The 11,717-nt window shown below is 63.8% G+C and carries 16 protein-coding genes; 13 read left to right on the top strand and 3 right to left on the bottom strand.

The features are described from left to right. Positions 1–10: 10 nt before the first annotated feature. On the bottom strand, positions 11–688 hold the full coding sequence (locus F3W81_RS14370) for a flagellar hook capping FlgD N-terminal domain-containing protein (RefSeq protein WP_193079813.1): 678 nt from the start codon (positions 686–688) through the stop codon (positions 11–13). An 18-nt stretch (positions 689–706) separates the two neighbouring features. Beyond that, entirely contained in the window at positions 707–2,770 is a 2,064-nt protein-coding gene (locus tag F3W81_RS14365; RefSeq protein ID WP_193079812.1) for a flagellar hook-length control protein FliK, read from the bottom strand. Between the two features lie 36 nt (positions 2,771–2,806). Between F3W81_RS14365 and F3W81_RS14360 the strand changes: the two genes are divergently transcribed. From F3W81_RS14360 to flbT, 5 genes are all read left to right on the top strand, one after another. Beyond that, a complete protein-coding gene (locus F3W81_RS14360) occupies positions 2,807–3,163 on the top strand; it encodes a rod-binding protein (protein ID WP_407692449.1) in 357 nt (118 codons plus the stop codon). Further along, positions 3,160–3,519, top strand: a complete 360-nt coding sequence (locus F3W81_RS14355) for a flagellar export chaperone FlgN (protein ID WP_193079811.1) — start codon at positions 3,160–3,162, stop codon at positions 3,517–3,519. Before F3W81_RS14360 ends, F3W81_RS14355 begins: the two co-directional genes overlap by 4 nt. Before the next feature lie 214 nt (positions 3,520–3,733). Continuing rightward, positions 3,734–5,011 carry a flagellin gene (locus tag F3W81_RS14350; RefSeq protein ID WP_193079810.1) on the top strand — a complete coding sequence of 426 codons (1,278 nt, stop codon included), beginning with the start codon at positions 3,734–3,736 and terminating at the stop codon, positions 5,009–5,011. Positions 5,012–5,094: 83 nt separating this feature from the next. Continuing rightward, positions 5,095–5,475, top strand: a complete 381-nt coding sequence (flaF, locus tag F3W81_RS14345; protein ID WP_193079809.1) for a flagellar biosynthesis regulator FlaF — start codon at positions 5,095–5,097, stop codon at positions 5,473–5,475. Next, positions 5,472–5,876 carry a flagellar biosynthesis repressor FlbT gene (gene flbT, locus F3W81_RS14340; RefSeq protein WP_193079808.1) on the top strand — a complete coding sequence of 135 codons (405 nt, stop codon included), beginning with the start codon at positions 5,472–5,474 and terminating at the stop codon, positions 5,874–5,876. Before flaF ends, flbT begins: the two co-directional genes overlap by 4 nt. Before the next feature lie 204 nt (positions 5,877–6,080). On the opposite strand, the gene F3W81_RS14335 is transcribed toward flbT, so the two are convergent. Next, entirely contained in the window at positions 6,081–7,514 is a 1,434-nt protein-coding gene (locus F3W81_RS14335; protein WP_193079807.1) for a FliI/YscN family ATPase, read from the bottom strand. Positions 7,515–7,599: 85 nt separating this feature from the next. Between F3W81_RS14335 and F3W81_RS14330 the strand changes: the two genes are divergently transcribed. The 8 genes from F3W81_RS14330 (at position 7,600) to flgH (ending at position 11,714) form a co-directional block, all read left to right on the top strand. Then, a complete protein-coding gene (locus F3W81_RS14330; protein ID WP_193079806.1) occupies positions 7,600–7,992 on the top strand; it encodes a FlgB family protein in 393 nt (130 codons plus the stop codon). 28 nt (positions 7,993–8,020) lie between these two features. Then, positions 8,021–8,413 carry a flagellar basal body rod protein FlgC gene (flgC, locus tag F3W81_RS14325; protein WP_193079805.1) on the top strand — a complete coding sequence of 131 codons (393 nt, stop codon included), beginning with the start codon at positions 8,021–8,023 and terminating at the stop codon, positions 8,411–8,413. A 12-nt stretch (positions 8,414–8,425) separates the two neighbouring features. Beyond that, positions 8,426–8,719 carry a flagellar hook-basal body complex protein FliE gene (fliE, locus tag F3W81_RS14320; protein WP_119397468.1) on the top strand — a complete coding sequence of 98 codons (294 nt, stop codon included), beginning with the start codon at positions 8,426–8,428 and terminating at the stop codon, positions 8,717–8,719. Positions 8,720–8,783: 64 nt separating this feature from the next. Continuing rightward, entirely contained in the window at positions 8,784–9,050 is a 267-nt protein-coding gene (locus F3W81_RS14315; protein ID WP_193079804.1) for a flagellar biosynthetic protein FliQ, read from the top strand. 2 nt (positions 9,051–9,052) lie between these two features. Beyond that, the gene (locus tag F3W81_RS14310; protein ID WP_193079803.1) at positions 9,053–9,766 is read left to right on the top strand and encodes a flagellar hook-basal body complex protein; all 714 of its coding nucleotides are present in this window, start codon (positions 9,053–9,055) and stop codon (positions 9,764–9,766) included. A 9-nt stretch (positions 9,767–9,775) separates the two neighbouring features. Beyond that, a complete protein-coding gene (gene flgG, locus F3W81_RS14305; RefSeq protein ID WP_193079802.1) occupies positions 9,776–10,561 on the top strand; it encodes a flagellar basal-body rod protein FlgG in 786 nt (261 codons plus the stop codon). Beyond that, positions 10,561–10,980 (top strand): flagellar basal body P-ring formation chaperone FlgA, encoded by a 420-nt coding sequence (gene flgA / locus F3W81_RS14300; RefSeq protein ID WP_193079801.1) that lies wholly within the window; start codon positions 10,561–10,563, stop codon positions 10,978–10,980. Before flgG ends, flgA begins: the two co-directional genes overlap by 1 nt. Continuing rightward, a complete protein-coding gene (gene flgH, locus F3W81_RS14295; RefSeq protein WP_193079800.1) occupies positions 10,977–11,714 on the top strand; it encodes a flagellar basal body L-ring protein FlgH in 738 nt (245 codons plus the stop codon). The genes flgA and flgH overlap by 4 nt, the downstream gene beginning before the upstream one ends. Positions 11,715–11,717 lie beyond the last annotated feature (3 nt).

The raw sequence follows: 11,717 nt of genomic DNA, 5'->3' as shown, positions 1-11,717 counted from the left end.
CAGCAAGGCGTCAGGACCCGGGTTTGCGCAGCCCCGAAATCGCCGAACTGGGCAGCAGGGTGCCTGAGGCCGTGACCAGCATGGTCTGGCCATCGACGATCCGCGCCTCGCTGACGCGGGCGTAGCTTTCTACGTCGTCGGTGCCCAGAAGCTGGCCATTGGCGTAATTCTCAAGCTCGAAGGTATAGCTGCCGTGGGCGAGGGCAGCCCCGGAGGCGGTATGGCCATCCCATTCGATCTGATCGGAGGAGAGCGGCACCGCACCGGTCGAGACGATGGTGCCATTGCTGTTGCGCACCACCAGCTGCACGGCGTCCGCGTCGGCACGCGGCGCAGGCGCAAGGGTGATGGCGCTGCCGGTAAAGCTGGCCGGCGCGGTGGAGCGGGCGTCCATCCCGACCCAGTTGGCAAGGTCCGACATGCCGGCGGAGGCGAACTGCCCCGCCAACCCCTCCAGCAGGTTGTTGGTCAGCACCTGTTGTTCGACCGAGGAGAAGGTCGCCAGCTGCACCGCGAAATCGGCAGATTCGACCGGGTTCAGCGGGTCCTGATTCTTCAGCTGCGTCGAGAGCATCTGCAGAAATGTCTCAAAATCCGAACTGATGCCGGGCTTGGCGTCGGTGTTGACGGACTTGGCGGAGGTGGCAGCGCTGGTCTGCGCCGCGGCGGTGGTTTGCGCAACGTCCATGAAGGGCTCCTTCTGAGCTTAGAGTCTGATGTCGATCTTGTCGGTCTGGCGCAGGCCCATCCTGACGGGGGTCGCGGCGAGGGTTGGCGTCTCCGGCCCGGCAGGCAGGGTCTGCGTCGCAGAGGTCGCGGCGTTTTCTGCGCCGTTCCGGGAGGCATTGCCGCCGCCGCCCGACCATTGGCCATGGCTGCCGCCGGTCTGCTGGCCGTTGATCGAGATCTCGACCCGCTGGTAACCCATGGCGCGATAGCTGTCCTGCAGCAGAGAAATATGGCGGCGCATCAGGTCCATGGTGTCGGCACGTTCGGCCGTGACATGCAGAGTGACGCCCATATCATCGGCGCTGAGGCGCAGGGTGACGCGGCCCAGCTCTTCGGGATCGAGGCGCACTTCGGTCATGCGCGGCTCCGGACGGGGGGCGGCGGTGGCGATCTGCGTCGCGACATGGCGGGCGAGGTCGCGGGGCGTGGCACTGCGCGGGTCCTGGTGCAGAACCGACAGCTCAGCCGCGCGGGGGGAGGCGGGGTCGACCTCGGCGGTGTCGTGGGCGGAGAGCATGGCGGCGTCGGAGCGTGGAGCCTCGGTCGGCGGAAGCGCCTTGGCAGGGGCCTGAGGGCGGGCCTGAGCGGGGGTGCGGGGCGGCAATGACGCAGCGGGGGCCGGGGCCCGCACCGCTCTGCGCGGCGCTGCTCTTGGCGATTCGGGAGGGGCGAGGGGGCCTGAAGCGTGCGGATTTGCCCCTGCGGGGGGCGCTTGGCGGGGGGCATCTGTCACGGGGGCCTGAACGGGGGCCTGAACGGGGGCGTGCGCGGGGGCTTGCGCTTGAGGCTGCGCGCGCGGCTGGCCCGCGGACTGACCGTTGGAGCTGGCAGGGGGGCTGGCGACGGGTGTGGCCGGGGGCGCGACAGAGGGAACGACAGAGGCGCTGGCCGTGGATACGGCTGTGGCTGCGACAGGGCGCGCCTCGGGCTGGGCCGAGGGGGGCTGGGGTCTGTCTGTCTGCGGGGCCGCTGCGGCCTTGGGCGCGCTCAGGCTGCCATGTGGGGTGTCGGCGCGAATCGGGACAGGGCGCGTCTGAGGCGTGCTTTCAGCGGGGCTGGAGGGGCTGACGGCGGTGCCCTGAAAGGTCGCTGCGCTGTCGGAGCGCGGGTTGAGCCGTGCGGGCAGGGCCGCTTCGGTCTCTGCTTGGCCCTGCTGCGGCGTCGGGGCGGGTGAGGCGGGCGCAGCGACCTGCAAAGACTGCAAGGGCATCGTGCCGGGCCGGGCCTGAGGCACAATTTTCTGAGCATGTACCGGGGCTTGGATATCTGAGGGGGCGGCCTGTTCGGGCGCGTTATGCGCTTCTTGCCGGGTCGCAGCTTGAGGCTGCGGGGCGGCGGGCCAATGCGCCGGGGGCGTCATGGCAGAGCGCGGGTTTGCTGCCGCCGGGGTGCGTAGGTCTGCCGGCACCGCAGAGGACTCGCTGCGCTGGGCCGGGGTTTGTGCCTGCGGCTTGGGCTGTGACATCTGGGCGAGGCCCGACATGGCCATCCCGTCATGGCGCACGCGCTGGGCCTCTGGCGTCTGAGGCGTGACGAGCGGTGCTTCGGGGCGCCTTTCGAGGCGGGGTGGCGCGCTGGGCTGCTCTGCGGCGCTGTCGCCGTCGGGGTGCTCGGTCGCCTCGGGTTCTGTGAGATCGCTCTCGGCCAACCGGATATCGGTGTCATCGGTCTCTGTGCTACCAGATTTAGGAGAGACCTCGGCAACCGGCTGCCTGTTCGGTGCCGTTTCAGGTTTGGCGAGCAGCGTGGAAAAAACGGTGGCGAAGGCGGGGGTCTTGTCGTCCGTGCGCCGCGCTCCGCTGAGGCTCGGCAGCGGGGCGTCATCGGGCGTCGCAGGTTTCTGACGCATCGCGCGGCCAGAGCCGTCATCCCCGGTGGGGCCTTCGATAGCGCGAGGCTCGCCCTGAGGGGTATTCTGAGGCTCGGACCTGATCGCGGTCCGCCTGTGCCCCTCCCCTGCGCCACTCTGCGCCGTGACCGGGGCTTTGGACGAGGCATTGCCCGACATCGGGGCCATCTGGGGCAGCTGTGAGAAATTCATGAATGCTCTCCGGGAGTTCTTCCGCGTCCCGGTACTATGGCCAATCACGGTTACCGCTTCTTTACCGATGATGCTGCATTTTCCGTGAACTGGATCAAATTGGAGCCTTTCACGATGACGGACAGCCTCGTTTCCATTGCGCCCAGCCTGCCAGCCGCCGCGCCGCGCCAGAAAGAGCTCTGGAACGCTGCAAAGCAGATGGAGGCCGCGTTTCTTTCGGAAATGCTGAAATCTGCCGGCCTTGGCGAAACATCACAGACCTTCGGCGGCGGCATCGGAGAGGACCAGTTTGCGTCTTTCTTACGCGAAGAACAGGCCCAAGCCATGGTGGAGGCAGGGGGAATCGGTCTGGCCGAAATGCTGTACCACTCACTTCTGGAGAAAGAGAAATGACCAAAGACCCGCAACAGACCCTGATCGAAGAACTCGATAAACTTCTGGAAAGAGAGCGAGAAGCGCTTGTCGGGGGCAGGCTGGACGCCCTGCCGGAACTGCTGGAGCTGAAAGAGCGCCTGATCGATTCGCTCAATGAAATGGAGGGAATCGAGGCGCATCAGCTGCAACCGCTGCGCGGCAAGGTGCTGCGCAACCAGGCGCTGCTGGACGGGGCGCTGCGTGGCATCCGATCGGTGGCGAACCGGTTTTCGACGCTGCGCAAGATCCGCCGCACGTTGGAAACCTATGACGACAAGGGGCGCAAGACGGCGCTGGTCCAGCAACACGACAACAAGCTGGAGAAACGCGCCTGAGCCCAAAACAATTGTTTTAAATGCCGGGCACTGACTGTCCGGCATTTAGCAATCCATTAGCACCTGTAGCGCATGTTCCTCCCTGCATCCCAACGGATGGCGCAAGTTCGGGCAAAGCCCAGATCCTGCACCCGTCAGAATGACATCCGATCCGCCCCTTTAGGGGTGGGCCAATTTTCGGGCGTAAAGCGCCCTTCGATCAAAGGAACAATGCATGTCCAGTATTCTGACGAACAACAGCGCCATGGTCGCGCTGCAGACTCTCAAATCCGTGAACAAAGGGATGGTCAATATCCAGGGCCAGATCTCGACTGGCATGAAGGTTGCCAGCGCGAAGGACAACTCGGCTGTCTGGGCCATCTCCAAAGTCATGGAATCCGACGTCAAGGGTTTCAAAGGTATCTCGGAAAGCCTCGCACTGGGTGAATCGACCGTCGCTGTGGCCCGTCAGGCATCGGAAACGGTGACCGACCTTCTGACGCAGATGAAAGGCAAGATCGTCGCCTCGCAGGAAGAAAACGTCGACCGCGAAAAGATCCAGGCGGATGTCGACGCTCTGCGTGGCCAGATTGGTACCGTGGTCGGCGCGGCCCAGTTCAACGGTCTGAACCTGCTCTCGAACGCCGAAAAGACGGCGGGCAGCGGGACAGTGAATATCCTGTCGTCGCTTGACCGTTCTACCTCCGGCGTGGGTGTCAGCCAGATTGCCGTCGGCAAGCAGGATCTTGGCACCAGCGCATCGGCCATCACCGGCACTGCCGTTGCGACTGCGACGAACAACATGACCGGCGCTGCAGATGCGACGGCAGCTGCCCTGACCGGTGCGGCCACCGCGCCGACAACCAGCGTGACCATCACCGCAGTCGAAGCCGGCTTTGGCTACTCGGTCGCGATCACGGCGGGTGCGGCGAACTTCCTGACAGGCGTCAACACCGGCAGCGTCAACGACATTTCGTATGTTGCGCGTGATGGTGACACAGTGACCGACGTCGCGGAAGGCCTGGTCAAGGCGTTCAACGCCTATACGACCGAAGCAATGGGCGATAACGTCAGCACGGTTGCGGCGACGAATACCGCGGGTGTGATCACCTTCACCGGCTCGACCACGACAGGTGACAACTTCACTGTGACGGCCAACGGCTATGCGGCCGCTGGCAATACCATCGGTGGCGGTCTCGCATCGGTGACTGACATCGACATCACCACCGACTCCGGTGCGGCAAGTGCGTTGACCGAGATCGAGACGCTGATCCAGACGTCGATCGATGCCGCGGCCTCCTTCGGTTCGGTCCAGAGCCGGATTGAAACCCAGTCCGACTTTATCGGCACGCTGACCGACTCGCTGAAATCCGGTATCGGCACGCTGGTCGACGCCAATATGGAAGAGGCATCGGCCCGTCTGCAGGCTCTGCAGGTTCAGCAACAGCTGGCCGTTCAGGCAATGTCGATTGCCAACCAGGCGCCGCAAACGCTGCTCTCGCTGTTCCGTTAACGGATTGGCGACAGTCAGGGGCGCGCGCGTCGCGCCCCTGATGAGGTTCCCTGAAATCTCACGGCACACTGGAAGGACTTCACGTGACAGCTCACTCTCAAGCTCTGCGCGCCTACGGGCAGGCGCAGACACCCATCCGGACGGCCCGCGGCTTGGAATACGATGTATTCGCCCGCATCACGCACCGTCTGATCGCGACTGCCAAGAAGGGCAGCAAGGCTGCCTTCCCCGAAATCGCCCGCGCCGTCTTCGACAATCGCCAGCTTTGGACCCTCCTCGCCGGCGAAGTGGCGGACGATGCCAACCAGCTGCCCGCACAATTGCGCGCACAGATTTTCTATCTTGCCGAGTTCACACAGGCCCACAGCCGTAAGGTGCTGAAGGGAGAGGCCAATGTGCTGCCCCTCATCGAGATCAACTCCTCGATCATGCGCGGATTACGCAGTGAGGGGATCCCGAAATGAGTGGCCTTGTCCTGAAACTCTCTCCCAAGGAGCGCGTGCTGATCAATGGCGCGGTGATTGAAAACGGCGACCGGCGGTCACGCCTGTCGATCGTCACGCCGAACGTCAAGATCCTGCGCCTGCGCGACGCCATCCACCCAGAAGAGGCGACGACACCTGTGCGGCGCGTCTGCTATGCCGCGCAGCTGGTCCTGACGGGAGACGCGGACCCTGATGAAACGCGTCATCAGATGCTCCGCCGGATCGAGGAGCTGAGCCAGATCCTGACAGACCCGGACAGCCGTGCGCTGCTGAGCGCTGCGACGGAAGCCGTCATCGGCAACCAGTTCTACCAATGCCTGAAGTCCCTGCGTGCGCTTCTGCCGCGTGAAGAGCGTCTGCTGAACACACGGCTCTCCTGACGTCTTTGCTGTCTTGCGGCGGCGTCAGCCAAGGGCACGCGACGTCCTGAGCTTTGTGAATTTCCGAAAATTTGCCAGTTTTTGGCGCACCACTTGTTGTGCGCCGCCGTTGGCACGGGCGATTGATATGATCCGTGTGCCGGTGCCCTCGTATCTGCGGGCACCGGCACATACCTTTTGCGCCGGCCGGAAGTGATTGTGGCGTCAGCCGGAATGACCGGGCAATGACATCGGCACCTGACGCATACGATCCGCCTCTTTTCGGGCCGGTTGTGGTCTGGGTTTGCCCGCTGCGCTTGGCCGTCCCGGCCCAGCCGAGGCCGAGCGCCGCAAGATCAGCCGCAGTTTGTCGAAAGAGGCGCCGATTCCCTGATGTTCCGATTCCGCCAGAAAGCGGTCGAGATCTGGCCATGCGCGGATAGCCTGATCGAGCGTCGCATCGCTGCCATGCACATATAGCCCCGCCTGCACCATCAGCTCCGATCGTGCATAGGCGCTCAGAAGATGGCGCGCCTCGGCGATCACCCGGTTTTCATCCTCCGAAGCGGCATCGGGCAGGCTGCGCGAGACCGAGCGCAACAGGTCAATCGCCGGATAGCGCCCGCGTTCGGCAATGACACGGTCCATGACGATATGGCCGTCCAACACGCCACGCAGAATATCGGCGATAGGTTCATCCATGTCGGAGCCGGCCACCAGCACACTAAGGACGGCCGTGATCGTCCCCTCGTCGCCTGCCCCGGGCCCTGCGCGTTCACACAACTGCATGATCTGATGCGCGGTGGAGGGGGGATAGCCGCGCAGCGCCGGCAATTCACCCGCAGCAACGGCAACTTCGCGGTGCGCTTCGGCAAAGCGGGTGATCGAATCGGCCAGGAACAGGACGTGCTGGCCCTGCTGGCGAAAATGCTCAGCAACGGTCATCGCGGCCCAGGCACAACGCCGGCGCACCAGAGCGGAACGATCCGAGGTTGCGGCGATGACAACCGCGCGCTTCATGCCCTCCGGCCCCAACACCTTGTCGATGAATTCACGCAGCTCGCGGCCGCGTTCACCGACCAGCGCGATCACAGCAACATCGGCCTGCATGTTGCGCGCCAGATGCGCCATCAGGCTGGACTTGCCAACGCCAGAGCCCGCGAACAGCCCGACACGCTGCCCCTCGACGATGGGCAGAAGCGTGTTGAGCACCGTCATCCCGGTGTCGAGCCGCCCGCCAAGGCTGCGCCGGTCGGCCGGGGCGGGGGGATCATTTCGCAAGGCTTTCCATGTGCTTCCGGGCAGGATCGGGCGCCCATCCAAGGGCTGACCATGCGGGTCGATGACCCTGCCCACCCAGGAATCGTCGGGGGCGATGCGCAGGGGGCCACGCAACAACACCCGGTCGCCCAGGGACACGCCCTCGGCCGGGGCGTCGGGCATCACGGTCACGGCATTGCGGTCAAGTTTCACGATCTCGCCGTGCAGATCCGAGCCATCCGCGCGCGACACCTTCAGGATGTCGCCCAGCCGGGCATAGCGCCCCAGCCCGGTGACCTTCAGCACCTCGGCATCCACCGCCTCGATCCGGCCAACATGGCGGATCGCCGAGAGCATTTCGATTTCAGCCCGGACCCCTTGCAGCACATTCTGTGGCATCGGTCGTCTCCTTCATAAGACACCAACCATTTCTAAAGGAATCGGGGTTAAGCCTTGATTGAAGCCAATCGAGGGAGAAGCCCCGGTGTTTGAAAACCTGCAAATTTTCCGCATGTCGGAGTCCATGGCCCGCCACGCGAGTCAGCGGCAGACCGTCATTGCCGAGAATATGGCGAATGCGGATACGCCCGGTTTCAAGGCCCGCGACATCATCCCTTTTCCCGACGCCTACGACGGCTCTGCCTCCAGCTATGGCGCCCGTGCCACCCGTGCCAGCCACCTCAATGGCAGCGTGCAGGATCAGGGCGGATATGAGCCGTTTCAGGACCGTAACATGTGGACCTCGCCCAACGGCAACTCCGTCTCGCTTGAGCAGCAGGTGCTGAAATCCGTCGAGGTCCAGCAACAACACAGTCAGGCGCTGTCGATCTATCGCAGTGCCCTGTCGATCATGCGGACCTCCATCGGCCGCAGATAAGACGTTAACCACAAAAGGAGCCCCCAGAATGGGAGAATTCCTGAACTCCATGTCCGTTTCGGCGACCGGTCTGCGTGCGCAGGCCGAGCGGCTTCAGCATACGTCTGAAAACATCGCCAACGCGGACACACCCGGATATCGGCGCAAAACTGTCTCGTTTGAAAGCGTGGCGGGGCCCGATGACGGCGTGGGTGAGGTTCGCACAAGTCGGGTGAAACTCGATCGGAGCACACTGCCGCGGGTCTATGACCCGTCACATCCCCTCGCCGATGGAAGTGGCTACCATGATGGATCGAATGTCGATCTGGTGGTCGAAATTGCTGACGCGCGCGAAGCGCAGCGCAGTTACGAGGCGAACCTCAAGATGTTCGATCAGGCCCGGCAGATGTCGGCCAGCCTGCTTGAACTTTTACGTCGATAAAGGAGGTCCAGAATGGACATTCGTGCATTGAATGCTGCCCAAAAATATGCGGCAGCGCGTCCGGCCACGGAACCTGTTCCCGGAACGGGAACAGGTCTTGGCCAAGCCCTCGGCGAAGTTGCGAAAAACTTCGCCGAGACCTTCCGCGAAGGCGAAGAGACGGCGAAAGCCGCGATGATCGGTCAGGCCGATCCACACTCGCTGGTGCAGGCGTTGTCGCAAACCGAACTGGCTGTCGAAGCGGCCGTGACGGTGCGCGACAAGGTCGTCGAGGCCTATCAGGAAATCCTGCGGATGCCGGTCTGACACCCGTCAGCCGGCAAACGCATTGCCTGATGACCCGGCGCCCCCCTGAAAAGGCACGTCCAGCATGAACGAAGCCATCCTGTTCGACAGCCTGCGCCATGGCCTCTGGATTGCGGTCATCACATCAAGCCCGATCCTGGCGGTTGCACTGGTCGCCGGGGTCACCGTCGGCCTGTTCCAGGCGCTGACCTCAATCCAGGAAATGACGCTGACCTTCGTGCCCAAGCTGATGGCCATCGTCGTCGTCTTCTGGCTGTCGATGGGCTTCATGACGCAAACCCTCGTGTCCTTCTTTCAGGACCAACTGATCCCCCTCATCATCGGAGGCTGAGCATGGATAATGCTGGTTACACGACCCTGACCCGGCAATCTGGCCTGATGCGCGAGATGAGCGTGATCGCCAACAATATTGCCAACAGCGCCACCTCCGGGTTCCGGCAGGAGGGGCTGATCTTTTCCGAATACGTCAAGGGAACCGAGGTCGGCCCGTCGCTGTCCATGGCCACGGCGAATATTCGCAGCGTCGATTACAGCCAGGGCACTCTGACCAAGACCGGCGGCGATCTGGATTTCGCGATCGAGGGCGAGGGGTTCTTTCTGGTGCAGGCGCCCGGTGGCCAGCGTCTGACGCGGGCAGGCAGCTTTGCGCTGTCGCCTGCCGGGGATCTGGTGACCAACGACGGCTATCCGGTGCTGGATCCGGGGGGCGCGCCGATCTTCATTCCGCCCGATGCGACGGATCTGGGCATGGCTGCGGACGGCACGCTGAGCACCGCTGGCCGCCCCATCGGGCAGATCGGCATCGTCGCCCCTCTCGACCCGCTGCGCCTGCAACGCGAGGGCGGGGTGATGTTTCGGGCCGACGAAGGCTTTGTTCCGGTCGAGGCACCGCGCGCCATGCAGGGCTTCATCGAATCCTCCAACGTCGATCCCATTGGCCAGATTGCGCGGATGATCACCGTGCAGCGCGCCTATGAACTGGGCCAGTCCTTTATGGACAAGGAAGATGAACGGATCCGCACCACTATGAAAACATTGATGAAATAGGAACGCGTTATGAGAGCTCTCAAGATCGCGGCCACCGGGATGGCCGCTCAGCAGATGCGGGTCGAGACAATCTCGAACAACCTCGCGAATATGTCGACCACCGGCTACAACGCCCGGCGCGCCGAATTTGCCGACCTGCACTACCAGCAATACGCACGGGCGGGCACGGTGAATTCGGCCGATGGGACAATCCTGCCGACGGGCATTCAGCTTGGCCTCGGCGTGCGCCCTGCTGCAGTGTCGATGCAACTGGCGCAGGGCTCTCTGTCCAACACCGGAGGCGATCTGGACCTGGCGATCGAGGGGCGCGGCTATCTGGAGGTGACGCTGCCCAACGGTCAGCCCGCCTATACCCGTGACGGCGCGCTGAAGCGCACGGGCGAGGGGCTGATCGTCACCTCGGATGGCTTTCCCGTTTCGCCCGAGATCGTCATCCCCGAGGATGCACTGTCCATCTCGATCAATGCCGCGGGCGAGGTTTACGCCTATTTCGCGGATCAGACCGGGGCGCAGCAGCTGGGCCAGATCAGCATCGCCGGTTTCAGCAATCCCAAGGGGTTGGAGGCCATCGGCAGCAACCTGTTTTCCGAAACCGAAGCCTCTGGCCCCGCCACGGTGACGACGCCCGGGCTGAACGGTCTGGGCACCGTGCGGCAGGGGTATCTTGAGGACAGCTCGGTCGATCCGGTGCGCGAGGTGACCGAACTGATCGAGGCGCAGCGCGGATATGAGCTGAACGCCAAGGTGATCACCGCCGCTGATCAGATGCTGGCCGCCACGGCGCAGGTGCGTTGATGCGCGCCATGATCGCCTGCGTCTTGCTGAGCCTGCCTGGGGCCGCCGCGCAGGCCGAAACGGTCGTCGCGGCGCGCACTCTGCCAGCCCAGACCCTGATCGGCCCGGGCGATCTGGTGCTGCACGACGGCGACATGCCTGGCGCGCTGACCGGACTCGAGGGGCTGATCGGCCAGGAAACCCGCGTCGCGATCTATGCCGGACGTCCACTGCGCCCCGGCGACCTTGGACCGCCGGCGCTGATCGAACGCAATGCGATTGTCAGCCTGATCTACGACCGGGGCGGTCTGGTCATCGTGGCCGAGGCGCGCTCTCTGGCCCGAGCCGGGGAAGGCGAGGTCATCCGGGTGATGAACCTGTCCTCCCGCCAGACAGTGAACGGCGTCGTGCAACCTGATGGAACGGTGAAAGTGCAATGAAATTTGATGGTTACACCCTGATTGCCGGTCTCTGCTGTCTGATGGTCGCGGGGTGTGGCGATCATCACATCGGCAAGACTCCGGATTTTTCGGACGACATGAACACCCGTGAACATTACGCAATGCTGTCTCCGGGCCTGCCGCAAACCACGGCGCGCAGCCGGGGCCTGTTGCAGGAAGCCTCGCTCTGGACCGGGGATCGAGGATCGCTACTGGGCGACCGGCGGGCGATGAAACAGGGCGACATCATGACAGTGGTGATCGAGATCGACGACAAGGCCGAGATTTCCAACTCCACTTCCCGCTCGCGCGACGGCTCGGAAAGCCTTGGGATTCCGCAGCTTTTTGGCCTGCCGCAGCGGCTTGACACTGAACTGCCCGCCGGCGCGAGCGCTGCTGATGCGGTGTCGATTTCGTCGGCGTCCAGCGCCAATGGCGACGGCACGGTCAGCCGCAAGGAAAAGCTGACTTTGCGGGTCGCCGCGACGATCGTCGATGTGCTGCCCAACGGCGTGCTCTCGATCACCGGCAACCAGGAGGTGCGGGTGAACTACGAACTGCGCGAGCTGCTGGTTTCTGGGTATGTGCGCCCGGAGGATATCTCGCGTCAGAACGAGATCACCTACGACAAGATCGCCTCGGCCCGCATTTCCTACGGGGGGCGTGGCCAGATCACGGACATGCAGCAACCCCGTGTCGGTCAGCAGATCATCGACCACATCCTGCCGTTCTGAGGA

The organism is Pseudooceanicola spongiae, assembly GCF_014899185.1.
In the GTDB taxonomy this organism is placed as follows: Bacteria; Pseudomonadota; Alphaproteobacteria; order Rhodobacterales; family Rhodobacteraceae; genus Pseudooceanicola; species Pseudooceanicola spongiae.
Note: the sequence above shows the minus strand (reverse complement) of the source record. Positions and strands in the feature narration are given on the sequence as shown.

Coding starts and splice junctions, on each gene's coding strand:
- flgG (WP_193079802.1), top strand. CDS start 9,776: ATGAGAGCTCTCAAGATCGCGGCCACCGGGATGGCCGCTCAGCAGATG.
- flgC (WP_193079805.1), top strand. CDS start 8,021: ATGGGAGAATTCCTGAACTCCATGTCCGTTTCGGCGACCGGTCTGCGT.
- F3W81_RS14350 (WP_193079810.1), top strand. CDS start 3,734: ATGTCCAGTATTCTGACGAACAACAGCGCCATGGTCGCGCTGCAGACT.
- F3W81_RS14365 (WP_193079812.1), bottom strand. CDS start 2,770: ATGAATTTCTCACAGCTGCCCCAGATGGCCCCGATGTCGGGCAATGCC.
- F3W81_RS14360 (WP_407692449.1), top strand. CDS start 2,807: ATGGCCAATCACGGTTACCGCTTCTTTACCGATGATGCTGCATTTTCC.
- flgH (WP_193079800.1), top strand. CDS start 10,977: ATGAAATTTGATGGTTACACCCTGATTGCCGGTCTCTGCTGTCTGATG.
- F3W81_RS14370 (WP_193079813.1), bottom strand. CDS start 688: ATGGACGTTGCGCAAACCACCGCCGCGGCGCAGACCAGCGCTGCCACC.
- F3W81_RS14355 (WP_193079811.1), top strand. CDS start 3,160: ATGACCAAAGACCCGCAACAGACCCTGATCGAAGAACTCGATAAACTT.
- fliE (WP_119397468.1), top strand. CDS start 8,426: ATGGACATTCGTGCATTGAATGCTGCCCAAAAATATGCGGCAGCGCGT.
- flbT (WP_193079808.1), top strand. CDS start 5,472: ATGAGTGGCCTTGTCCTGAAACTCTCTCCCAAGGAGCGCGTGCTGATC.
- F3W81_RS14315 (WP_193079804.1), top strand. CDS start 8,784: ATGAACGAAGCCATCCTGTTCGACAGCCTGCGCCATGGCCTCTGGATT.
- F3W81_RS14335 (WP_193079807.1), bottom strand. CDS start 7,514: ATGCCACAGAATGTGCTGCAAGGGGTCCGGGCTGAAATCGAAATGCTC.
- F3W81_RS14310 (WP_193079803.1), top strand. CDS start 9,053: ATGGATAATGCTGGTTACACGACCCTGACCCGGCAATCTGGCCTGATG.
- flgA (WP_193079801.1), top strand. CDS start 10,561: ATGCGCGCCATGATCGCCTGCGTCTTGCTGAGCCTGCCTGGGGCCGCC.